Annotated in this window: 24 protein-coding genes and 1 tRNA gene; 18 read left to right on the forward strand and 7 right to left on the reverse strand. The window is 65.4% G+C overall.

From position 1 onward, the window contains the following. Nucleotides 1-18 precede the first annotated feature (18 nt). Nucleotides 19-924 carry a methionyl-tRNA formyltransferase gene (fmt, locus tag K4G67_RS00810; protein WP_239804511.1) on the forward strand — a complete coding sequence of 302 codons (906 nt, stop codon included), beginning with the start codon at nucleotides 19-21 and terminating at the stop codon, nucleotides 922-924. Beyond that, a complete protein-coding gene (truA, locus tag K4G67_RS00815; RefSeq protein WP_239804512.1) occupies nucleotides 921-1,667 on the forward strand; it encodes a tRNA pseudouridine(38-40) synthase TruA in 747 nt (248 codons plus the stop codon). Before fmt ends, truA begins: the two co-directional genes overlap by 4 nt. On the opposite strand, the gene K4G67_RS00820 is transcribed toward truA, so the two are convergent. After that, the gene (locus K4G67_RS00820; RefSeq protein ID WP_239804513.1) at nucleotides 1,652-3,070 is read right to left on the reverse strand and encodes an MATE family efflux transporter; all 1,419 of its coding nucleotides are present in this window, start codon (nucleotides 3,068-3,070) and stop codon (nucleotides 1,652-1,654) included. The two genes, truA and K4G67_RS00820, sit on opposite strands and share 16 nt — an antisense overlap. A 157-nt stretch (nucleotides 3,071-3,227) precedes the next feature. Here K4G67_RS00820 and K4G67_RS00825 point away from each other — a divergent pair, with 157 nt between their 5' ends. Continuing rightward, a complete protein-coding gene (locus K4G67_RS00825) occupies nucleotides 3,228-4,343 on the forward strand; it encodes a zinc-binding dehydrogenase (protein WP_239804514.1) in 1,116 nt (371 codons plus the stop codon). Nucleotides 4,344-4,350: 7 nt separating this feature from the next. On the opposite strand, the gene K4G67_RS00830 is transcribed toward K4G67_RS00825, so the two are convergent. From K4G67_RS00830 to K4G67_RS00840, 3 genes are all read right to left on the reverse strand, one after another. After that, nucleotides 4,351-6,294, reverse strand: coding sequence for a transglycosylase domain-containing protein (locus tag K4G67_RS00830; protein WP_239804515.1), 1,944 nt, complete (start codon nucleotides 6,292-6,294; stop codon nucleotides 4,351-4,353). Nucleotides 6,295-6,345: 51 nt separating this feature from the next. Then, nucleotides 6,346-7,335, reverse strand: a complete 990-nt coding sequence (gene cobS, locus K4G67_RS00835) for a cobaltochelatase subunit CobS (protein WP_239804516.1) — start codon at nucleotides 7,333-7,335, stop codon at nucleotides 6,346-6,348. Between the two features lie 69 nt (nucleotides 7,336-7,404). Beyond that, nucleotides 7,405-8,004 carry a J domain-containing protein gene (locus K4G67_RS00840; RefSeq protein WP_239804517.1) on the reverse strand — a complete coding sequence of 200 codons (600 nt, stop codon included), beginning with the start codon at nucleotides 8,002-8,004 and terminating at the stop codon, nucleotides 7,405-7,407. Nucleotides 8,005-8,066: 62 nt separating this feature from the next. On the opposite strand from K4G67_RS00840, the gene K4G67_RS00845 reads away from it, so the two are divergent. The 10 genes from K4G67_RS00845 to K4G67_RS00890 are packed head-to-tail and all read left to right on the forward strand — an operon-like array spanning nucleotide 8,067 to nucleotide 15,842. After that, complete coding sequence (locus tag K4G67_RS00845; protein WP_239804518.1) at nucleotides 8,067-8,363, forward strand: BolA family protein; 297 nt, start codon at nucleotides 8,067-8,069, stop codon at nucleotides 8,361-8,363. Then, complete coding sequence (locus tag K4G67_RS00850) at nucleotides 8,360-9,085, forward strand: glutathione S-transferase (protein ID WP_239804519.1); 726 nt, start codon at nucleotides 8,360-8,362, stop codon at nucleotides 9,083-9,085. The genes K4G67_RS00845 and K4G67_RS00850 overlap by 4 nt, the downstream gene beginning before the upstream one ends. Beyond that, nucleotides 9,082-9,975, forward strand: a complete 894-nt coding sequence (locus tag K4G67_RS00855; protein ID WP_239804520.1) for a pirin family protein — start codon at nucleotides 9,082-9,084, stop codon at nucleotides 9,973-9,975. The genes K4G67_RS00850 and K4G67_RS00855 overlap by 4 nt, the downstream gene beginning before the upstream one ends. A gap of 26 nt (nucleotides 9,976-10,001) precedes the next feature. Then, entirely contained in the window at nucleotides 10,002-10,928 is a 927-nt protein-coding gene (locus K4G67_RS00860) for an alpha/beta fold hydrolase (protein ID WP_239804521.1), read from the forward strand. A 44-nt stretch (nucleotides 10,929-10,972) separates the two neighbouring features. Then, on the forward strand, nucleotides 10,973-11,665 hold the full coding sequence (hisG, locus tag K4G67_RS00865; protein WP_239804522.1) for an ATP phosphoribosyltransferase: 693 nt from the start codon (nucleotides 10,973-10,975) through the stop codon (nucleotides 11,663-11,665). After that, on the forward strand, nucleotides 11,665-12,966 hold the full coding sequence (gene hisD, locus K4G67_RS00870) for a histidinol dehydrogenase (RefSeq protein WP_239804523.1): 1,302 nt from the start codon (nucleotides 11,665-11,667) through the stop codon (nucleotides 12,964-12,966). Before hisG ends, hisD begins: the two co-directional genes overlap by 1 nt. Beyond that, nucleotides 12,966-13,490 carry a DUF1993 domain-containing protein gene (locus tag K4G67_RS00875; RefSeq protein WP_239804524.1) on the forward strand — a complete coding sequence of 175 codons (525 nt, stop codon included), beginning with the start codon at nucleotides 12,966-12,968 and terminating at the stop codon, nucleotides 13,488-13,490. The genes hisD and K4G67_RS00875 overlap by 1 nt, the downstream gene beginning before the upstream one ends. Continuing rightward, nucleotides 13,487-13,939 carry a transcription antitermination factor NusB gene (gene nusB / locus K4G67_RS00880; protein WP_239804525.1) on the forward strand — a complete coding sequence of 151 codons (453 nt, stop codon included), beginning with the start codon at nucleotides 13,487-13,489 and terminating at the stop codon, nucleotides 13,937-13,939. Before K4G67_RS00875 ends, nusB begins: the two co-directional genes overlap by 4 nt. 58 nt (nucleotides 13,940-13,997) lie before the next feature. Continuing rightward, on the forward strand, nucleotides 13,998-14,885 hold the full coding sequence (thiL, locus tag K4G67_RS00885; RefSeq protein ID WP_239804547.1) for a thiamine-phosphate kinase: 888 nt from the start codon (nucleotides 13,998-14,000) through the stop codon (nucleotides 14,883-14,885). A gap of 54 nt (nucleotides 14,886-14,939) precedes the next feature. Then, nucleotides 14,940-15,842: an acyl-CoA thioesterase gene (locus K4G67_RS00890; protein ID WP_239804526.1), complete on the forward strand. Its 903-nt coding sequence runs from the start codon at nucleotides 14,940-14,942 to the stop codon at nucleotides 15,840-15,842. Between the two features lie 13 nt (nucleotides 15,843-15,855). On the opposite strand, the gene K4G67_RS00895 is transcribed toward K4G67_RS00890, so the two are convergent. Continuing rightward, nucleotides 15,856-17,094, reverse strand: a complete 1,239-nt coding sequence (locus K4G67_RS00895; RefSeq protein WP_239804527.1) for an SPOR domain-containing protein — start codon at nucleotides 17,092-17,094, stop codon at nucleotides 15,856-15,858. Nucleotides 17,095-17,204: 110 nt separating this feature from the next. Here K4G67_RS00895 and K4G67_RS00900 point away from each other — a divergent pair, with 110 nt between their 5' ends. From K4G67_RS00900 to bfr, 3 genes are all read left to right on the forward strand, one after another. After that, nucleotides 17,205-18,509: a DUF418 domain-containing protein gene (locus K4G67_RS00900; protein ID WP_239804528.1), complete on the forward strand. Its 1,305-nt coding sequence runs from the start codon at nucleotides 17,205-17,207 to the stop codon at nucleotides 18,507-18,509. Between the two features lie 76 nt (nucleotides 18,510-18,585). Continuing rightward, nucleotides 18,586-18,756: a (2Fe-2S)-binding protein gene (locus tag K4G67_RS00905; protein ID WP_239804529.1), complete on the forward strand. Its 171-nt coding sequence runs from the start codon at nucleotides 18,586-18,588 to the stop codon at nucleotides 18,754-18,756. 117 nt (nucleotides 18,757-18,873) lie between these two features. Beyond that, the gene (gene bfr / locus K4G67_RS00910; protein ID WP_202086097.1) at nucleotides 18,874-19,392 is read left to right on the forward strand and encodes a bacterioferritin; all 519 of its coding nucleotides are present in this window, start codon (nucleotides 18,874-18,876) and stop codon (nucleotides 19,390-19,392) included. A gap of 62 nt (nucleotides 19,393-19,454) precedes the next feature. Here the strand turns inward: bfr and der are convergent, their stop codons facing one another. Together der and K4G67_RS00920 are read right to left on the reverse strand one after the other, a co-directional pair. After that, the gene (gene der / locus K4G67_RS00915; protein WP_239804530.1) at nucleotides 19,455-20,831 is read right to left on the reverse strand and encodes a ribosome biogenesis GTPase Der; all 1,377 of its coding nucleotides are present in this window, start codon (nucleotides 20,829-20,831) and stop codon (nucleotides 19,455-19,457) included. A gap of 76 nt (nucleotides 20,832-20,907) precedes the next feature. Beyond that, nucleotides 20,908-21,231 carry a DUF3297 family protein gene (locus K4G67_RS00920; RefSeq protein WP_239804531.1) on the reverse strand — a complete coding sequence of 108 codons (324 nt, stop codon included), beginning with the start codon at nucleotides 21,229-21,231 and terminating at the stop codon, nucleotides 20,908-20,910. A gap of 143 nt (nucleotides 21,232-21,374) precedes the next feature. Between K4G67_RS00920 and K4G67_RS00925 the strand changes: the two genes are divergently transcribed. Together K4G67_RS00925 and K4G67_RS00930 are read left to right on the forward strand one after the other, a co-directional pair. Beyond that, nucleotides 21,375-21,449, forward strand: a tRNA-Val gene (locus tag K4G67_RS00925). Between the two features lie 213 nt (nucleotides 21,450-21,662). After that, nucleotides 21,663-22,196 (forward strand): hypothetical protein, encoded by a 534-nt coding sequence (locus tag K4G67_RS00930; protein WP_239804532.1) that lies wholly within the window; start codon nucleotides 21,663-21,665, stop codon nucleotides 22,194-22,196. Nucleotides 22,197-22,232 lie beyond the last annotated feature (36 nt).

The following is a 22,232-nucleotide window of genomic DNA, read 5'->3' on the forward strand; positions in this document are numbered from 1 at the left end:
GTGATAGGAAGACACAACATGCGCGTCATATTCATGGGCACCCCGCAATTCGCCGTTCCCACGCTGGAGGCGGTGATCGCGGCCGGGCACGAGGTGATCGCCGCCTATTCGCAGCCGCCACGCCGTGCGGGCCGGGGCAAGAAGCTGCAAGCCTCCCCGGTGCAGCAGGCGGCAGAGACGCATGGCATTCCCGTGCACACGCCCGCCTCGCTCCGCGGCGAGGAGGAACGCGCCGGTTTTGCCGCGCTCGATGCCGATGTGGCGGTCGTGGCGGCCTATGGCCTGTTGCTGCCGGTGCCGGTGCTGGAGGCGCCGCGATACGGCTGCCTCAATGTCCATGGTTCGATCCTGCCGCGCTGGCGCGGGGCGGCACCGATACAGCGCGCGATCCTGGCGGGCGATCAGACCACCGGCGTCACCATCATGCAGATGGAAAAGGGGCTGGATACCGGCCCGATGATCGAGAAACGCCGCACGCGGATCGAGCGCAAGACCGCGGGCGAGTTGACCGAGGAAATCGCCCGCATGGGCGCGGAGGCGATGGTCGACGTGCTGGCGAAGCTTCCCCATGTCCGGCGGGAGGCGCAGCCGAGCCTCGGCGTGACGCATGCGGCCAAGATCGACAAGGCGGAGGCCCGGCTCGACTTCACGCAAAGCGCGGAGCAGCTTGGCCGGCAGGTGCGCGCCTTCGCGCCGCGCCCCGGTGCGTTCTTCGAACGGGAAGGCGAACGGTTCCGCGTGCTGGAAGCAGAGGTGATCGGGCGCGAGGGGCCGGCAGCAACCGTCCTCGACGATATGCTGACGATCGCGTGCGGCTATGGCGCGTTGCGGCCCACCGTGGTGCAGCGGGCGGGCAAGCCGGCGATGCGAACCGCCGACATGCTGCGCGGCTATCCCATTCCGGCGGGGTCCGAAATCCGGTGACCCGCTTTGCCCTGACACTGGAATTCGACGGCGGGCCGTTCATGGGCCTGCAACGGCAGAAGCACGGCCCCTCGGTACAGCAGGCGGTGGAGGAGGCGGTGCACGCCATCACGCATCAACATGCCGCGATGCATGCGGCGGGCCGCACCGATGCGGGCGTGCACGCCATCGCCATGCGCGCGCATATCGACGTGGACCATCCGCGCGGGGCGGATCATCTCCGCGACGGGCTGAACGCGAAATTGCGTCCGGCGCCTGTTGCCGTGACCGATTGCGTCGTCGTGCCCGATGACTGGCATGCCCGGTTTTCGTGCACCGGGCGGCGCTATCTCTATCGCATTGCCAACCGGCGCGCGCCGCTGACGCTGGATCTTGGCCGGGCGTGGCAGATGGGCATGCCGCTCGAGGCAAAGGCGATGCATGACGCCGCGCAGGTGCTGATCGGGCATCACGATTTCACCACGTTTCGCTCCACCGCGTGCCAGGCGAAGAGCCCGATGCGCACGCTCGACCGCCTCGATGTGGAGCGGGTGGGCACGGAAATCCACATCCACGCCGCCGCGCGCAGCTTCCTGCATCATCAGGTGCGCTCGATGGTGGGGTGTCTGGTCCGGGTGGGCGCGGGGCGGTGGACGCGAGACGATCTGGCCGATGCGCTGGCCGCGCGCGACCGGCAGAGGCTGGCGATGAATGCCCCGCCGCAGGGGCTCTATTTCGTGGAGGCGACCTACGACGCGGGGTGAGCCGCCGCGCCGCTATTCTTCGCGCCCTGCCCCTCGCGCACCAACACCCAATAGGCCGCACCCGCCGCGATCGCCCCGCCCAGCACATTGGCCGCAAGCTCGGCGGTATAGACCGCATCCGCGCCCCACGATGATTGCAATATCCACGCCACCGGCACCATGATCGCCAGCACGCGAAGGAGCGATTGCAACAGCGCCAGCCCCGCATGGTCCACCGCGTTCAACGCCCCGTTCGACGCGATCAACAGGCCATAGCCGCCATACCCCCACACACCGATCTCGATATAATCGGTAAGCGCCGCGATCACCGCAGGATCGTCGGTGAAAAGCTGCGCCAGCGCATCGCGCGCGAGGAACAGCGCCAGCCCGACCGCCGTGCCATAGGCAACGCAGAAGCCCGCCGCCAGCATCGCGGCATGGCGCACCCTGTCACGGCACCCCGCGCCCCAGTTCTGCCCCACGATGGCCCCGATCGCCCCCGACAGGCCGAGTAGCGGCACCACGGCAAAGCTTTGCAGCCGCCCCGCCGCGCCGAACCCGGCAACGGCCGCCTGCCCCTCCGCGGCGAGGAACCCGGTCAGCACCGAAAGCCCGATGGGGTTGATCGAATTGGAAAAGGCCGCCGGTCCCGTCACCCGCGCCAGTGCCAGCGCATCGCCCACGCCCGCGTGGCGCAGCGCGGTCGCCCACAATCCGACCCTGCTCCGCGCGAGCAGGACGAGCCCCATCGCCATCGCGCTCGCAAATCCGCCGATGCTGGCATAGGCGGCGCCCGCGATGCCGAACCCCGCCATGCCGAACGCGCCATTGATGAGCACGGGATCGAGCAGCCAGTTCACCACCGCGAAGGTGATCAATATCGCCATCGAGTGCCGCGCCAGCCCCTGCCCGCGCAGTGCGCCATTCGCGCCCATCATCAGCAATTGCAGCGGATAGAACATCGCATAGGGCCGCATATACGCATCGATCAGCGGGAGCAGCGTCTCCTGCGCCTGCATCAGCGCGAACAACGGCACGCGCCGGATGAACAACGCCGCCGCCAGCACGAGCCCCAGCCCCGCCGCCACGCCGATGCCCATCGCGGTCAACCCGCGTGCATGGTCCAGATGCCCCTTGCCCAATGCGCGGCTGACGACCGAGCTGATCCCCGCCATGACGCCGACGCCGAGGCTGGACAGCGCGGTCGTGACGGGAAAGATGAACGCCACCGCCGCCAGCGCATCGGCGCCGAGCTGCCCGATGAAATACGCATCGATGATACCGACCGACATGATCGCCGCCACCCCCACAATCAGCGGCGCGGTCTGCGTGACCATGTGGCGCGGGATCGACCCCGCGATGAGCCGCGCCTTGTCGGTCTGGCGCGAAGTCGGGGATGCGGAATTGTCGGTGGGTTCAGGCATGGCAGGCCCTTAACCCGGAATGCGGCGGTTGTATGCCCTTCTCGCCATCTTGTTCGCGGGGCGGTCCGCCGCGCGCGTTCGGGTCATGCTCTGGCAAAACGGCGCGGGAGCCCCCATGACCATACCCAAACATTAGAAACACAAAGGAGCGAGCCGCATGAGCGCGACCACAGCACGGCATATCTATTCGAAACTCGACGCCGACGGGACATTGACGGTCGGCATCGCGAAGCAGAATCTGCCCGAACCAACGGGATCGCGTGTTCTGATCGAGGTGGAGGCAACCCCGGTCAATCCGTCCGACCTCGGCCTTCTGTTCGGGTCCGCCGATCTTGAAAATGCGCAATTCGATGATGGCACGATCACCGCGCAAATGCCCGCCCCCGCCCTGCGCGCGATGCAGGGCCGCGTCGGCGAGGCCATGCCCGTCGGGATCGAAGGGGCGGGCCGCGTGGTGGCCGCAGGCGATGACGAAGCGGCGCAAAAGCTGATGGGGCGGCGCGTTGCCTGCGCGCCGGGCGGCATGTATGCGACGCACCGCATCGTGGAGGCGCGCGACTGCATGACGCTTCCCGACGATGTATCGGCGGAGCTGGGTGCTGCATCCTTCGTCAATCCGATGACGGCGCTCGGCTTTACCGAAACGCTGCGCGCAGAAGGCGGCAAGGGCATCGTCCATACCGCGGCTGCGTCCAACCTGGGCCAGATGCTCGTGAAGATCTGCGCCGAGGATGACATTCCTCTGGTCAATATCGTGCGGTCGGACGAACAGGTGAAAATCCTGCGCGACATCGGCGCGAAGCATGTCGTGAACAGCAGCGATGACGATTTCTTCGCCCGGCTGAAGGACGCGATCGGCGAAACGGGCGCGATGACCGCCTTCGATGCGATCGGCGGCGGGCGCATGGCTTCCACCATCCTGACCGCGATGGAACAGGTCGCCTCGGCAAACGACAAATACAGCCGTTATGGCAGCAGCGTGATGAAGCGGGTGCATGTCTATGGCGCGCTGGACCTGTCGCCGATCGAACTGACGCGCAGCTTCGGCTTTGTGTGGACCGTTTCGGGCTGGCTCCTCATGCCGTTTCTGACGCAGGCCGGGCGCGACACGGTGGAGCGGATGCGCGCCCGTGTGCGGGACAATCTGACCGGCATGTTCGCAAGCCAGTATTCAGCGCGCGGCGATCTGTCCGCCATGCTGCGCCGTGAAAACGCGCTGTCCTACAATGCGAAGAAGACGGGCGAGAAATTCCTCGTCACGCCGAACGGGTAAGCGGCGTTCACTTCGCGCCCGGCACAGCGCGGATCATGAATTGTCGCCAGATTCGCGCCGGTGCGTCGCCGCCCGAAATCCGGCTGCGGTCGGCGGCGTCCGCATCGGCATAGACCCACACGCCCGCCACGATCCCCCCGGCCCAGCCGACGAAGACCGCATTGCGGTTTTCCTGGCTGGTGCCGGTTTTGCCGAAATTGGGAATGGGAAGCCGGGCGGCCTGCCCCGTGCCGCGGTTCACCGTTTCGCGCAGCATCTCGATCATCTCGGCATGGACGCGGGGGTCGAGCCGGTAGCGTCCGCCGTGGTCCTCCGGCTCCCCGCGGGCGGGCTGCACCGCATAGGGGTGCACCGGATATTCGCCGCGCGCGACGCCCGCATAAGCGGCGGTAAGCTGCAACAAGGATACATCCGCAGTCCCCAGCGGCAGCGACGTATCGGCCGGGTCCATCGCCGCGTCGATGCCGAAATCCTGCGCCAGCGAGACGACCGCATCGCCGCCGATCTGATTATAGAGCCGCGTCGCGACCACGTTGCTGGAATGGACGAACGCATCTTCGAGGGTGATCTCGCCGCGGTAGGCATTGCCCGCATTGCGCGGCCCGCCGGGAATTTCGGTATCGCTCACCATCATGCCGGGACTCATGCCTTGCTGTAACGCGGCGAGCCAGACGAAAAGCTTGAACGTGGACCCCGGCTGCCGCCCGGCCAGCGCGTGGTTGAATTGATTCGCGTTGTAATCCTTGCTCCCCACCATGGCGAGGACCGCGCCGTCGGGCCGCATCGCGACGAGCGCGACCTCCGCATTGCCGACATCGACCGAACGCACCGCCGCCTCCGCCGCGCGCTGCACCTCGACATCGAGCGTGGTGGCGATGATCGGCGCATCGGCGCCATACCCTTCCGCCACGGCGAGCCGGCGAATCCAGTTGGTGAAATGGGCATAGCGCGGCGGTTCGCGGTTGGATTGCAGGCGCAGCCGCGCATCGGGCATGGCGCGGGCCTCCTCTTGCGTAAGATAGCCTGCATCGACCATCGCGATCTTCACCACGTCGGCGCGGGCGCGGGCGGCGGCGGCGTGGACGCTGGGGGCAAGGCTGCTCGGCGCCTTGGGCAGGCCGGCGAGCAGGATCGCCTCTTGCGGGGCGAGATTTTCCGGCGCCTTCCCGAAATAGCGCATGGACGCCGCGCGCAGACCATAGGACCGGTCGCCGAAATAGATCTTCGAGAGATAGCGTTCGAGGATCTCCTCCTTCGTCAGCCACAGTTCGAGCCAGAGCGCCGTCGGGACCTCCAGCAATTTGCGCCCCATGGTGCGGTCGTGGCTGTAATAGGTGACCTTGGCGAGCTGCATCGTGATGGTGGAGCCGCCCTGCATCGACCCGCCGCCCAGATTATGGACGAAGGCCCGCGCCACCCCGCGCGGATCCACGCCCCAGTGGGAAAAGAACCGACGATCCTCGATCGCGAGGAAGGGCTGTATCACGTGGGCGGGCAGCATCTCCGCCTCGACAGGGGCAAGCACCACGTCGCCGCCGCGCGCGATCGGCTGACCGTCCTGCGCGACGAGGACGAAGGGATCGCCATGCGGGTCGAGCGTTTGCGACACAGGCTTCGTCGCGGCAAGCCACACGATCGTGAGGCCGAGCAGCACGACGAACGCCACCGCCCCCCATTTAAGCAGCCGCGCGGTAAGCGTGAAGGGCAGCAGCAGGCACCCGGCGATACATCCGCGGCGGCGCGGTTCGTCGGGCGGGGCGGGGTAATATTCGTCGGTATAAGCGTCGTCGTGTGGATCGCGTTCGTCCCAGTCGTGCCCGAACCCGTCGTGCCCGAAACCGTATCCCTGCGACTCTTCGAGATAGCCCGGCTTGTCCGGTGCGGGCGCGAGATCGCGGCGCGAACGGCGCCACCAGCCGCCCCGGCGCGGGGTTCCGAAATCATCCGCCATGATGCACCAACCTGCCGGAAGGCGCGCCCGGCCGCATCCGGCCGAAGGACATTATCCGGCGCGCGACACGACGCTTTCGGGAAGGTCGGTGCCAAAGACGCGCTGATAATATTCGGCGACCAGCATGCGCTCGGTCTCGTCGCATTTGTTCAGGAAGGACAGGCGGAAGGCAAATCCGACATCGTTGAAGATGCGTGTGTTTTCCGCCCAGCTGATGACCGTGCGCGGCGATGCCACGGTGGAGATGTCGCCGTTGATGAACCCTTCGCGGGTCAGGTCGGCGACCTGCACCATCTTGCGCACCAGATCGGCCTCTGTCGTCGGGACCTGCGCGCGCACGATGTTCACTTCCGTCGCCTCGGGCAGGTAATTCAACCCGACCACGATGTTCCAGCGGTCCATCTGCCCCTGATTGATGGCCTGCGTGCCGTGGTAAAGGCCGCTGGTATCGCCGAGGCCGACCGTGTTGGCGGTCGCGAACAGGCGGAAATACGGGTCGGGGCGAATGACGCGGTTCTGATCGAGCAGGGTCAGCTTGCCGCTGGTTTCCAGGACGCGTTGAATGACGAACATCACGTCGGGGCGGCCCGCGTCATATTCGTCGAACACGAGCGCGGTCGGCGTCTGCAGCGCCCAGGGCAGCAGCCCTTCGCGAAACTCGGTCACCTGCAACCCATCGCGCAGCACGATCGCATCGCGCCCGACAAGGTCGATCCGGCTGATATGCGCATCGAGGTTGATGCGCACGCATGGCCAGTTGAGCCGCGCGGCGACCTGCTCGATATGGGTCGATTTGCCGGTGCCGTGATATCCCTGCACCATGACGCGCCGGTTGTGCGCGAACCCGGCCAGGATCGCGAGCGTGGTGTCGGGATCGAACACGTAATTGGGATCGGTATCGGGCACGCGTTCGTCCGCGCGGCTGAAGGCCGGGACCTTCATGTCGATGTCGATCCCGAAGGTTTCGCGCACGTCCACCTGAGTGTCGGGCGCGGCCAGTGCGGTTTCGTGGCTGTTCGTGTTCTGGGTAATGTCGTTCATGGCGCCATCGCGGTTAAACATGTGCCGCGGGCGGGGCAACAGGCAATCGGCGATAGCGCCGGTTTTGCATCACCCGAACCGGCCCGCGCGGCGAAGATGCTGATACGCGACGACGACCTGTTGCAGGCGGTTTTCATGGCTGCGGTCGCCGCCGTTGCGGTCGGGATGGTATCGCCGGACGAGTTCAGAATAGCGGCTTCGCAATTTCTGCCGGTCGGCATCGACGCCGAGGCCCAGCACGTCGAGCGCACGGGCATCCTCGCCCGAAACGCCGGCGCGGCGGGCGCGGTCCTCCTTCCGCCATTCGCGTTCGCGATCGGATCGACGGGCACGGGCGCGCGCCGAGATCGCCTCCAGCGGATCGTCGAAATCGGCCCAGCGCGGCGCACCGTCGATGCCCGCCGTCGGCGAATAGGCCCGCGAATCGCGCCAGCCGGACACGGGCGATTGCGCGTCGAGGATTTCCTCCGCGCTCATCCCCTCGAAAAAATCGTAGCCCGCATTGAACTGCCGCACATGGTCGAGACAGAACCAGCGCCAATCCCCCGGCCCGTCGAAACCGGGGCCGCGCGCGCCCGGCGCACGAAATTCGCCTGCCTCCTCGCATCCGGGGGCGTGGCAGATCGTGCCGGGATTTTCGTAGCGTCCATGGAACCGGTCTCGTGACATCGCCATTGAAATGATACGCCCGCCCCGAAATGTGAACCCCCCGATTTGAAAGCGCCCCCGACATGACCCAGCCCGATTCCCCGCCGACCCCTCTCGAAACCGAGATTCGCGAATTGCTCACCGCCGCGTTCGCGCCCGCCCGGCTGGAGGTGAACAACGACAGCGCGTCCCATCGCGGCCACGCGGGCGATGACGGCAGCGGCGAATCGCATTTCTCGGTCTATATCGAGGCCGACGCATTCAAGGACCGCTCCCGGCTCGAACGGCAGCGCATGGTCAATCGCGCATTGGGCGACATTCCGGGAGAGCGCGTCCATGCCCTCGCGATCAAGGCCGAAGCGCCGGGGATCGTCCCATGAGCTACGCACTGTGGTACTGGCCCGGCCTTCCCGGACGCGGCGAGTTCGTGCGGCTCGTCATGGAGGGGGCGGACATCGCCTATACCGAACCGGCCCGCGCGCCCGGTCTTTCCAACGATGACGGCATGACGAAAGTGGCCGAACATCTGGCCGCGATGGAAAACCGCCCGGCCTTTGCCGTGCCTTTGCTCGAACTGGAAAGCGAATCGATCGCGCAGACGCCGAACATCCTCGCCTTCCTGACCGAGATGCACGACATCGGCACGAAGGACGCGGCGGCCCGGCGATACATGAATCAGCTGCAACTCGACATCGCCGACATGACCGAGGAAGTGCACGGCGTGCACCATCCCATCGCCACCTCGCTCTATTACGACGATCAGAAGGACGCGGCGATACAGGCGGCCGACGATTTCCGCGAAAACCGCATTCCCAAATATTGCGACCATTTCGAAGCCGCGGCACGGGCGAGCGGGGGCGAATGGGCGGTTGGAGAGACATGGAGCGCACTCGACGCGTCGCTCGCCTATCTCCTCGACGGGCTGCACTGGATGTTTCCGAAACGCATGGCCGCCCTTGCCGAAGATTACCCCCGGCTGCACGCCATTCGCGACGGCTTCTTTGCCTTGCCGCGCATCGCCGATTACCGGAAAAGCGACCGGTGCCAGCCTTTCGGCAAAGAGGGTATCTTTCGCAACTACCCCGAACTGGACGCTGCATGACCGACCCCATTCTCAAGACCGTCACCCCCATAAGCCACGATCTCGGCGCGTTCACCGTGCATCGCGCGGTGCCGCAAGAGGCATGCCGGTCGGTCGGCCCCTTCGTCTTCGTCGACGAATTCGGGCCCAGCACGCTCGACATCGGGACCGGCATGGATGTCCGGCCGCACCCGCATATCGGCCTGTCGACCGTGACCTATCTTCTCGAAGGGGCGATCGAGCATCGCGATTCGCTCGGCAGTCGTCAGGTCATCACGCCCGGCGCGGTCAATCTGATGACGGCGGGGCGGGGTATCGTGCATTCCGAACGGTCGCCGGCGGACGAACGCGCCGCCGGCCCGCGCCTGTTCGGGACGCAGACATGGCTCGCGCTTCCCGATGGCAAGGAAAACATCGATCCGGCGTTCGAATCCATCGCGTCCAAGGATCTCCCCATCGTTTCCGATGGCGGATCGCAGGCGCGGATCATCATGGGCACGCTGTGGGGCAAAACCGCGCCGACCACCTGCCACACCGAAACGATCAACGCGGATATCGAGCTCGCCCCCGATGGCAGCATGCCAATCGGGACGGAGGTCGCGGAGCGTGCGATCTTGCTGCTCGCCGGCGATGCGAGCATCGATGGCGTCGCGCTCGACCCGCTCAAGCTCATCGTGTTGCGGCCCGGTGCGGCGGCGGTGCTGTCGTCGCGCGAAGGGGGACGGGTCTTCCTCCTGGGCGGCGAACCTGTGGGCAAGCGATATGTGTGGTGGAATTTCGTGCACAGCAGCCGCGACCGTATCGAACAGGCAAAGGAGGACTGGCGCGACGGCAAGTTTCCGCGCGTGCCCGGTGACGAGGCGGAATACATCCCCTTGCCCGACCGGCCAAAGACTGTCAGCTATCCCTGAAAGAAAACAGGGTATGGGACAGATCGATGAAAACGGTGCATCTGGATAACGGAATAGAATTGCAGGTTCGCGACGAAGGGCCGCGCGATGCGCCCGCGCTGATCTTCCTGCACGGCTTTCCCGAATCGCATCGCACCTGGCGGCATCAGATCCCGCATCTCTCGCGCCGATTTCGCTGCATCGCACCGGATCAGCGCGGATACCGCCATTCGTCGAAACCCGGCGGGCCGGAGCATTACCGGGCACATCTGCTGGTGGGGGACGTATTCGCGCTGGCCGATGCGCTCGACATCGCGCAATTCACGGTGGTCGGGCACGATTGGGGCGGCGCGATCGCATGGGCCGTGGCCATGGCGGGGCAGCCGACGAAAGAGCAGGGCGCGGCGGGACCGCATGCGGGCCGCGTCACCCGCGCGATCATCGCCAATGCCCCGCACCCCGCCGTGATGCAGCCGCTTTTATACACGGACCGCGAACAGCGCGCCGCCTCCCAATATATCCGCGTGTTCCGCGATACGGATAATGACGCGCTGATCCGGCAGGGGGGGTTGCTCCCGCTGCTGGCGAAAGCATTTCCGAACCGGGAGGCCGCGCCGCGCCCGGACGCCGAGGAGCAGGCCGCTCTGATCGAGGACTGGTCCGATCCGGAGCGCGCGTTCGGCATGATCAACTGGTATCGCGCATCGGCGATCGACGTGCCGCCGATGGATGCGCCCTTTGCCATTCCCGACGATGCGACGGCGATTTCCACACCGCGGATCACGATCCCGACGCTCGTGGTCTGGGGGATGGAGGACCATGCCATCCGCCCCGCCAATCTGGACCAGCTTCCCGATCATGTCGACGACCTCACCATCGAGCGTATTGGCGATGCGGGCCATTTCGTCATCTGGGAACGGCCGGAGGCGGTGAACGCGGCGATGGACAGGTTTCTCGGCACGGGCGAACGGTAACGCCCATTGCCAGTGAAGGCTGCGACGCCTAAGTCGCGGCTGTCATGACAAAGCCGCTCACCTTCGCCATTCCCAAGGGCCGCATCCTCGACGAAGCCTTGCCGTTGATGGCCCGCGCCGGGATCGTTCCCGAACCGGGCTTCCACGACAAGGCCAATCGCGCGCTGAGCTTTGCGTGCGAGGATCCCTCGATCCGGCTCATCCGCGTGCGGGCCTTCGACGTCGCCACCTTCGTCGCGCATGGCGCCGCGCAGGCCGGGATCGTCGGCTCCGACGTGATCGAGGAGTTCGATTACTCCGACCTCTACGCCCCCGTCGATCTCGACATCGGCCATTGCCATCTGGCCATAGCGGAGCCGGTGGACGGAGCGGAAGAAGACGGCCGCAGCGCCAGCCACATCCGCGTCGCGACCAAATATCCCAACATCACCCGCCGCTGGTTCGAGGCGAAGGGCGTGCAGGCCGAATGCGTGAAGCTGAACGGTGCGATGGAGCTTGCGCCCTCGCTCGGCCTTGCCAGCCGCATCGTCGATCTCGTCTCGACGGGCCGCACGTTGAAACAGAACGGGCTTGTCGAAACGGCGAAAATCCTGCCCGTGTCGGCCCGGCTCATCGTCAATCGCGCTGCGCTCAAAACCGATAGCGCCCGTCTCGGCCCCATGATCGAGGCGTTTCGCGCGCTGGCCGAACAGAACCCTGGTCACGAGGCGGCGGGCCTGCCGGCGGGCGCGGCGTAATGCGCAGACTGGATGCTTCGGACGCGGATTTCGACGCCGCCTTCGCCGCCATCGTCGCCGACCGGCGCGAGGAGGACGCGGGCGTCGGGCGCGATGTCGCCGCGATCCTGGCGCGGGTGAAAGAAAAGGGCGATGACGCGCTCATCGCCTATACCGACAAATTCGATTCCCACACGCTGGCCGGCGATGGCGACACGGGATGGACCATCGGGGCGGAGGAATGCCGCGCGGCCTATGACGGGCTGACCCCGGCGCTGCGCGATGCGCTGGAAACCGCGGCGGCGCGCATTCGCGCCTATCACGCGGCGCAATTGCCACAGGATCGCGATTATCGCGACGATGCGGGGGTACGGCTCGGCGCGAAATGGCGGGCGGTGGATGCCGCCGGGCTTTACGTGCCGGGCGGGCGCGCGGCCTACCCGTCCTCGCTGCTGATGAATGCGATTCCGGCTAAGGTGGCGGGTGTCGGACGGCTCGCCGTCGCGACGCCGACGCCCGGTGGCGCGGTCAATCCGCTGGTGCTGGCCGCCGCCCATGTCGCCGGGGTCGACGAAATCTGGCGCATCGGCGGGGCACAGGCGATCGCGGCGCTCGCCTATGGCACCGGGCGGATCGCGCCGGTGGATGTCATCACCGGCCCCGGGAATGCGTGGGTCGCGGAAGCGAAGCGGCAATTGTTCGGCGTGGTGGGCATCGACATGGTGGCGGGCCCGTCGGAAATCCTCGTGATCGCGGATGCGGACAACGACCCGGCGCACATGGCCGCCGATCTGTTGAGCCAGGCCGAGCACGATCCGGTCGCGCAATCCATCCTGATCACCGACGACGCCGGTTTCGCGTCTGAGGTCGCAAACGCGGTGGAGGATGAGCTGTCCCGCCTGCCCGACGCGGGCGTCGCGCGGCAAAGCTGGACCGATCACGGCGTCATCATCACCGCGCCGATGGCACGCGCCGCCGAGCTTGCGAATGCGCTGGCCGCCGAACATGTGGAGCTGGCCGTGGCTTCGCCCGAACCGCTGCTCGACGCAATCCGGCACGCAGGATCGGTCTTCATCGGTCGTAATGCACCCGAAGCGGTTGGCGATTATGTCGCGGGTCCGAACCACGTCCTGCCCACCGGGCGGCGCGCCCGGTTCGCGAGCGGGCTCTCCGTGCTCGATTTCATGAAGCGGACGAGTTTCATCGAACTCGACCGCGCGGCGCTTTGCGCGATCGGCCCCGCCGCCGTCGCGCTGGCCGAGGCGGAAGGGCTGCACGCCCATGCCCGGTCGGTCGCCATCCGCCTCGAAGGAGAGAATTGATGAGCATTTCGCTGCACCACGCGCTTGTCCCCCAGTGGATCCAGATGATCGACGGGCTGGAGCGCGTGCTCACCAAGGCGGACAGCCATTGCGGCGAGGCGGAATGCAGCGAGCAGGAACTGGTTCAGCGCAAACTCGCGCCAGACATGCTGGATTTCGCGTATCAGGTGAAGTCGGTGCGCACCCATTCCATCGGCGCGGTCGAAGGTGTGCGGGCCGGGGTGTTCAGCCCTGACATGTCCGACAGCCCGCGCGATTTTGCCGCCATGCGCACGATGCTGTCGCAGACGCGCCATGCGATAAGCGCGCTCGACCCGGCGGAATTCGAAGGTTTCATCGGCAAGCCTGTGGAATTTCGTTTTCGCGATTTCGTCATGCCGTTCGACGGGGAGGAATTTCTCCTCTCCTTCTCGCAACCCAATTTCTATTTCCATGTGACGACGGCCTACGCGATCCTGCGTCAGGCCGGTGTCGCGGTCGGCAAGTTCGACTATCTGGGATCGGTCCGGAAGAAAGTTTCATGACTCAAAAAGCCCGTTCGCAATCGCGCTCCGCCGCGAGGCTCGCCGCGGTGCAGGCCTTGTATCAGCACGATATGGAAAAGACGCCGGTCACGCGTCTTCTCGACGAATTTCATCAGCACCGGCTCGGCCGCGAGATCGAGGAGGCGCAATATGCCGATGCCGAGGTCGCGTTTTTCGACGATCTGGTAAAGGGCGTCGACGCCCGCCGCGACGAGATCGACACCCGCATTACCGAGCGGCTGGCGGCGGGGTGGTCGCTGACCCGGCTCGATCGCACCATGCTGCAGATCCTGCGCTGCGGCACGTATGAGCTGATGGCCCGCGCCGATGTGCCGAGAGCCAGCGCAATCAGCGAATATGTCGATGTCGCCCATGCCTTTTTCGAAGCGCGCGAGGCAAAGTTCGTGAACGGCCTGCTCGATGCCATCGCGAAGGACGTGCGGTCCTGAAACCCGCGCCGTGACCGACACCGGTGACGATAGCGGCGAGGCCCGGTTTATCGCGGCCATGCGCGCTCTCGCCGATGGGCCCGGCGCGCGCGCGCTTGCCGACGATGCCGCGATTCTCGACGCGCATGGCCCGCTTGTCGTGACGCATGACATGATGGTGGAGGAGGTGCACTGGCTGCCTTCGCAGGATCCCGCCGATGTCGCGTGGAAGCTCGTCGCCTCGAACCTGTCCGACCTTGCGGCGAAGGGGGCGCGTCCGGTGGCGCTGATCCTGGGCTACATGCTGGGCGATGGTGCGTGGGACGCAGCGTTCGCGGCTGGCCTTGGCGAAGTGCTTGCCGCCCATCCGGCGCCGCTGCTCGGCGGCGATACGGTGGCAGGCCCCTCCCCTCACTCCACGCGCACGCTCGGCCTGACGGCCATCGGCGCGCCTGTCCGCAACCCTCCGCCAGCAAGGGCCGACGCACGGGTCGGCGACCGCGTCTGGGTCACAGGCGTGCTCGGCGCGGCGCTCGCCGGGTTCGAGGCGTTGCAGCGCGGCACCGACGATCCCGCCCTGACCGCCGCGTTCCGGCGGCCCGAACCGCTGCTGGCGGCAGGGGCGGCGCTCGCCCCCGGCGTGCATGCGATGATGGACGTGTCCGATGGCCTGCTCATCGATGCGCGCCGCATGGCAGAGGCAAGCCGGACCACGATCGCGATCGACAGCAAGGCGGTGCCCGTTCACCCCGCCCTCGCGAACCGGCGGGACGAGGCCATGCGATGGGGCGACGATTACCAATTGCTGTTCACCATGCCTGGCGGCGTTGTTCCGCCGGTCGATGCCCGCTGCATCGGCGCGGTGCTTGCAGCGGGACGCGATCCGTTGCTGATCGATGATGCGCCGCCCGATGGATCGATCCCGCTCGGTTACGCGCATGGCGGAGATAAAGCTTCGCGCGATTGAGCGGCGGCACATGGGCGATTGACCCGGATCACGCCCGGCGGCAGAGAATGGGTGATGACCGAACCGCTCAATCCGCTCGACGATGATATCACGCCCGAAGAAAGCGTCGCGGGCCTGATCGCGCTGCTCTCCCCGGAACAGGTCGGTGAGGACCGTTTCGTCGGCCCCCGCAAGCCAGGCGGACGCGGACGCATATTTGGTGGGCAGGTCATCGGCCAGGCGATTGCCGCCGCCCAGATGACAGCCCCCGAAGGACGCAGCGCCCATTCGCTCCACGCCTATTTCCTGCGCGGCGGGGACGAGGACCATCCTATCGACTTCATGGTTGAGCGCGACTTCGACGGGGGGAGCTTTTCAAACCGCCGGGTCATCGCCGCACAGAAAGGTCAGCCGATCCTGAACCTCACGGCGAGTTTTCAGGCACCGGAGCGCGGGCTTGAGCATCAGTTCCCGATGCCGGACGTGGAAATGCCCGAAGATTTGCCGGATGAAGCCGCGCTGGTTCGCAAGCTGATCGGACCCGAACGCGGAACCATCGCCTTGTTTCACAAAAGTCGCGGGTTCGAGGCGCGCGTGCCGCCGATGCGCTTTTCCGAAAATGCCGGTCCGAAAGATGGCTATATCTGGTTGCGCACGCTTGCGCCCCTCCCCGACGACCCGACGATCCATCGCAACGTGCTCGCGCTCTATAGCGATTACGGCCTGCTCTCGGCCGCGTTGCTGCCCCACGACATTGTCTTCAACGATCAGGATATCAAGGCGGCGAGCCTCGATCATGCGATATGGTTCCATGGCGATGCGCGGATGGATGATTGGGTTCTCTACAGCTTCGATTCGCCGTGGGCGGCGAATGCGCGCGGGTTCACGCGGGGCGCGTTCTATACCCGCGATGGCCGGCTGATCGCCTCCACCGCGCAGGAAGGGCTGATCCGCCGGAAATCCGGCGGCAGCGCCTAACCGCGCCGCGCCATCATTGCGCGCTCGCCATACGCGTGGGCCGCAGCGGTTGGCCGAGCCGTTCGCGCGCTATGGGCAGGCAGCCATGGCCGCCGGCCTTCACCACGCGGCACATGATGGCCGCTTCCCGCGCATCGAAACCGGCGGCGCCCACCCTGTAATAGGTGCGGCCCGCCACGCGCGCCGTACCGATGGCCGGCATGACACCGCGCAAATTATCATAGCGCGACTGGAACACCGCCCATCCGGCACGGGCGTCGGCGATGGTGAGGAACGAACCGAGCTGCGCGACATGGCTTCCCCCCGCCCCGGCCTTCGGCAGGGTGGCACGGGTAGGAACGGGACTTGCGGGCTGCGGCGCGGGTTCGACCGCGATTCTCGGCAGGGCGGAAAGCCCGACCGGTGCAATTACGGCCCGCATTGGCGCGGTTGCGGTAACCGGCGGCTCGATATGCGGCAGATCCGTCGCACGGGTGTTAAGGGCGATACCGCTCGGCACCGGCTCCCGCGGGGACGCCGGCGCCTGCTGTTGTTTGAGCGCGAGTTGGATCGGTTGGCCGCGGTCGTCCTCGGCAAGGTGCGTGTTCAAAAGCCCGGCAATCCGCTGCGCCGAAAGATCGGGGCGCGCCGTCATCGCCCATCGGGTGATGCGCTGATCAAGCCTGTCGGCCGGCACATCCTGCGCCGCCATGATCCGCGCATCGCGCCAGCGCCCGTCGAGTGCAAAGGCATAGGCGAGGTTCTGCCGCGCGCGCACGCTGCTATCCCCATCGCGAATCGCATCGGTCAGGATCTGCACCCCGCGCGCCGTTTCCCCCGCGAGCGCGAGCGCAAGGCCCCGCTCGCTCGCCGGAATGGCCGTGCCCTGCGCTTCGATCGTGGCGATGGCAATGCGCGGGTATCCCGTTCCGATCTGCGCCAGGGCCAGCATCAATGCCGTGCGTGCCGACCCGTCGCCAAGGGTGACCGCATCGCCCAATGCCTCCCGCGCAGATACCAACCGCCCGGCGTCGAGATACGCACGCCCCAGCATCGCGCGCGTCGCCGCATCGTCCGGCCGGGTCAGCACCGCCCTCTCCGCAATGGCGATCGCCGTGTCGCTCTGCCCCCGGGCAAGGGCCGAGGCAACCTGGCTTTCTGGGCCTTGCGAGGCGGAGTGGAACGACGAACACCCCATGAGCATGGCGGAGGTCAGCACCGCGAGGCCAAGCTTTCGCGCGCCGTTTCGTGTGCGGGCGAACGGGTCGAACATGACTGCATCCTCGTGAAGGCGGGTGACGGACTTGCCGCAGTTTCGCGACCTATCGCTAATATTGGGTTAAGAGCTTTGAAAATCCGCGCGTAGCATGCAGTGCGGGCCTTATGGCAGACACATCCGCTTCGCCGCGTCCCGCCCGTTTGGGGGCCGTGCCGCCCGATTCGCCGTCCCCCGGCTCGGATCGGATCGATGCGCTCGATCTCGCACGCGGGATTGCCGTGCTGGGCATCGTCGTCATCAATGTGGAAGGGTTTTCCGGGCCGTTCGCGGCGGTCGGCAATCCCGATTGGAGCGGACATGCGCGCATCGCGGATTTCGTCAGCTTTTCAGTCGCCGCCCTTTTTTTCGAAGGGAAGATGCGCGGCCTTTTCACGCTACTGTTCGGCGCGGGACTCGTTTTTTTCGCGGCGCGTCGTTCGCCCTGCGGGGATGCAGGGGACGGGGCGGCGATGGCGCCGCAATTGCGGCGGCTTGGCTGGCTCGCCGTGTTCGGATACCTGCATTATCTGGTGCTGTGGCGCGGGGACATATTGTTCCTCTACGCGGTGGCGGGGGTTTGTGCGCTGGCGTTCATGCGGCTGTCGGCGTTGCGGCTCATCGTGGCGGGGCTGCTCAGCACGCTGATCTTCGGCGCCTATTGTACGTGGGCGGTCGGCCCGACCATGATTGCCATCGACGCGGCGGCCCACGGCCATGCCAGCGCCGAACAGATCGCCTCGCTGTCCGATTATACCGATCGGCTTCTGATCGAAAGCGCCGCCGATCTCGCACTGTTTTCCAGCGGCATGGCGGCGCAGATCGGGCATCGCCTTGCGAACGATCCGTTCTATCCGTTGTTGTCGCTCAAAATCTCGGTGTTCGAGACATTTCCCCTCATGCTGCTCGGCATGGGGCTGGCGAAAGGGGGGTTCTTTACAGGGGCGGTTTCGCGCTCCGAACTGGCGCGCATCGGGATGGCGGGATGCCTGCTCGGACTGGTATGGGCGGCATTGTCGCTGGGCTGGCTTTTTCATGTCGGATTTGCACGCGGTGCGACACCGTGGCTGTTCTATTATACCGGCCTTCCCGGGCGCATGGCCATGGCGCTCGGCTATCTTGCCCTCGTCGTGCGCTATGCGCCGGGGTGGATGAATACGGCGCTGGGCAGGCGGTTTGCTGCGGCGGGGCGCATGGCCTTTACCAATTACATCGCGACCACTCTCGTCATGACATTCGTCTTTCACGGATGGGGGCTTAGCCTGATCGATCACGGCTTCGGCCATGCGGAGCTTATGTTGTTCGCCGCCGCGATGGGGCTGGCGATGCTGGCATGGTCGGCGCCTTGGGTGCGGCGATTCGGGTCCGGACCGCTCGAACATGCGTGGCGCAGGCTGGCATTGATCGGAGCGTCGCGGAGCAAACGCGACTGATTATCAATAGTGCTTGCTCTTGCAAGAGACTCGCATTACCATCCTTTTCGAACAATACGGAAAGGTCTTCGCTCCGATGATTGTCTGCATCTGTAATGCCATCCGCGAAAGTCAGATTCGCAGTGCCGCCCGCAATTGCCCCGGCGATGCGGAGGCGGTCTATCGCTCGCTCGGCTGTGCGCCGCAGTGCCGCCAATGCCTCGACGATGCGACCGACATCCTTGATGCGGAGCGTTGCGCCGCCTGATCCCGATGTATGCGCGCGATTGCGGCGCCGCATCGAAAAAAATTGCCCGATACGGCTTGCGCCACAGGGCGGCGGGCGTCATCACGCTGGCTTGCCCGATGCAACAAAGGACGCGCCATGAAGGGTGACACCAAGGTCATCGAATATCTGAACAAGGCCTTGTTCAACGAACTGACCGCCATCAACCAGTACTGGTTGCATTACCGCATGTTCGACCATTGGGGCATGGCGAAACTGGCGGAATACGAACGCCACGAATCCATTGACGAGATGAAGCATGCCGACTGGCTTGCCGACCGCATCTTCATGCTCGACGGACTGCCCAATTTTCAGAATATCGGCCGGCTGAAGGTCGGCGAGACGGTCGAGGAAATCCTGAAGGCCGACCTCGCCATGGAAGAGGAAGCCATCCCTCTCCTGCGCGAAGCGATCGAGCATTGCGAAAAGGTCAGCGATTTCGTCAGCCGCGAATTGCTTGTCCGCATCCTTGAAAACGAGGAAGAGCATGTCGACCACCTCGAAACGCAGTTCGAGATGATCGCGCGCATGGGCCTGCAAAACTATGTGCAGCTGCAATCCGCGCCCATCGGCAGCGAGAAGGACAGCGGCAATTTTTCGGGTCGCGATCTCGGTTGATACCGTATGTTGCGCTGGCGGGGCCGAATGCGGCACCCGCCAGCCGCGGCATCATGCCGGCGTCATTCCTTCGTGTGATAGGGGTTCTTAGGGCTGCGCAGCGTGAGCCGCACCGGCACCGATCCGAAGCCCAGCTCCCGCCGCAATCCATTCACGAGATAGCGCCGATAGCTTTCGGGAAGCTGATCGAGCCGCGTCCCGAACAGCACGAAGCCCGGCGGGCGCGTGCGAACCTGCGTGATATAGCGCAGCTTGATCCGCCTACCACCGGGCGCAGGCGGGGGATTTTGCGCCAAAGCATCGTCGAACCAGCGGTTGAGCGCCGCGGTCGGCACGCGCCGGTTCCAGATGTCGCGCAATTCGTGCGCGGCGGACAGCATGGCATCCGTCCCCTTCCCCGTGCGGGCCGACACCGCGATCAATGGAATGCCGCGCGCCTGCGCCAACCCCTCGTCGAGCGCGGCGCGGATGCCGTTGAACAGGCCCGACGGGTCCTCCGCAATGTCCCATTTGTTGATCGCCACCATCAAGGCGCGGCCTTCTTCGATCACATGGCTCGCAATCTTGAGATCCTGATGCTCCAGCCCCTGTGTCGCGTCGAGCAGCAGCACGACCACCTCGGCGAAATCGACCGCGTGTTTCGCATCGGCGACCGCCATGCGCTCCAGCTTTTCGGTCACGCGCGCACGCTTGCGCATGCCGGCCGTGTCGATCAACTTGATCGGCTTGGTCTCGCCCGATTTCGGATCCTGCCATTGCCAGTCGACCGCGATCGAATCGCGCGTGATCCCGGCCTCCGGCCCGGTCAGCAGGCGATCTTCCTGCAACAAGCGATTGATGAGCGTGGATTTGCCCGCGTTGGGGCGCCCGACGATGGCGAGCTGCAACGGGCCGAGCGGCCTGTCCTCCCCCTCGTCCAGCGGCGGCGCCTCTTCGGGTTGCAACGGCTCGAGATGGGGCAGCAGAACCTCGAACAGATCGGCGACGCCCTCGCCATGTTCGGCGGACAAGGCGACCGGATCGCCAAGGCCGAGCGAATAGGCATCGAAGATCCCCGAATCGCCGGCCTTGCCCTCGGCCTTGTTGGCAACCACCACCACCGGCACATCCGCGCCGCGCAGCCAGCGGGCGATTTCCTCGTCCAGCGGCGTGAGGCCGGCGCGCGAATCGAATACGAACAGCGCCAGGGTCGCGCCCTCAAGCGCCGCCTCCGTCTGCTTGCGCATGCGGCCGGGAAGCGAATGGGGATCATCATCCTCCCACCCGGCGGTGTCGACGATGGTGAATTTCAGGCCGAGGAGCTCCGCCTCGCCAAATCGCCGGTCGCGGGTCACGCCGGGCTGATCGTCGACCAGCGCGAGTTTTTTCCCCACGAGACGATTGAAAAGGGTGGATTTGCCCACATTGGGGCGGCCGATGATGACGACTTCGGGAAGCATGGGCGTCAGTTGGCCCGCCTGCGCCGCAAGCGCAAGCAAATTGCGGATTCACATACGATTGCCCGGCCTGCGGGGCTTAGCCCTTTTTCGCGACCGGGGCGTCGTCGCCGAGATCCTCGTACCACGCCTCGACCGGGCCGTTCAGCTTGATGGTCAGCGGGTTGCCCTTGCGGTCCATCGTCTTGCCGGCCTGCACCCGGACCCAGCCTTCGGAGATGCAATATTCCTCGATATCGCGACGCTGCGTACCCTTGAACCGAATCGCGATCCCGCGACGCAGGCGGTCCGCGTCGAAAAACTCACTGCGGGGATTGATCGCCACGTGATCGGGCGGCAGTTTTTCCGCGTTGGCGTTGGCTTCGGGGGCTTCGGTTCCGGGCGTGCTGTTGTCATCGGTCATGCAGCGCGCATGTAATCGCGCAGCGGTGCTTGTCAACGAAATGCGCTTTTCACCGACATGGCTTGTCAATCGCGATCTGGTCTGGCAAAGGCGCGCGACACGTTGACGGCACCGTCGGACAATATCCGACCCGAAGCCGCGACGGGCGCGTAGCTCAGTGGTAGAGCACACCCTTCACACGGGTGGGGTCGCAAGTTCAATCCTTGCCGCGCCCACCATCTTTTCAATGACTTAGAAGAGATGGCTGGGGTTTCCATGAAAAAAACATGAAAAACTTGGGTGGACATCCGCGAACATCGGCGGGGACCTCGGCGCGATGAGTCTTCAAGCAATCGCCAACTCGCTCGCCCTGCATAGCCGAAGCGAACCACAGGGTTACCGCATTTTCACGATTGGCTGACATACATGCCCTGTCAAACTCGAGAGAAAGCATGTCAGCCCATCAACCAGTCCTTCCGGCCAAGGCCATCAAGCTCGTTGAATCCAGAAATCTCGAAAAAGCTGATGATTTGTTAGCCGATTTCGCCGCGGCCGGTCTGATCAAAACCTATGCTCTCGTGCGCGAAATAAGACCCGCTGGGGGTCCGGCCAAGGTATTGCGCGATGCTCAGATTCCGACGCAAGATTGGGAAAGGATTGTAGCATCAAAAAAAATTCATGCCGCCCTAAACGGTGGAACAGTTCGGCTAGAAGGATCGCCTCTACAAGGAGGTATGCCGTCAGTCCTCATAACCGGAATCAGCTTTTCCGAAGCGGCGCTCGTCAAGGTTCTCGATAGGTATTGCGTGGGTTTACCTGCCAGTGCCTCAGAGCAATCTAGCGGCTGCGATGCGCACGCTATGACGAAAAGCATCGCTCCATGCATCGAAGCTTCCGAAGCAAAGAAGGAAGACGTGCAGCCGATCAGGTCCGGCGATCTTGTTCGCCGTCAGCACCAATGGCACAGATTTACGGTTGTAGATTAAGGAGGATTTGGGTCTCGTCGTAGTGACGAAGGAACG

It is taken from the genome of Croceicoccus hydrothermalis (assembly GCF_022378335.1).
Classification (GTDB): Bacteria; Pseudomonadota; Alphaproteobacteria; order Sphingomonadales; family Sphingomonadaceae; genus Croceicoccus; species Croceicoccus hydrothermalis.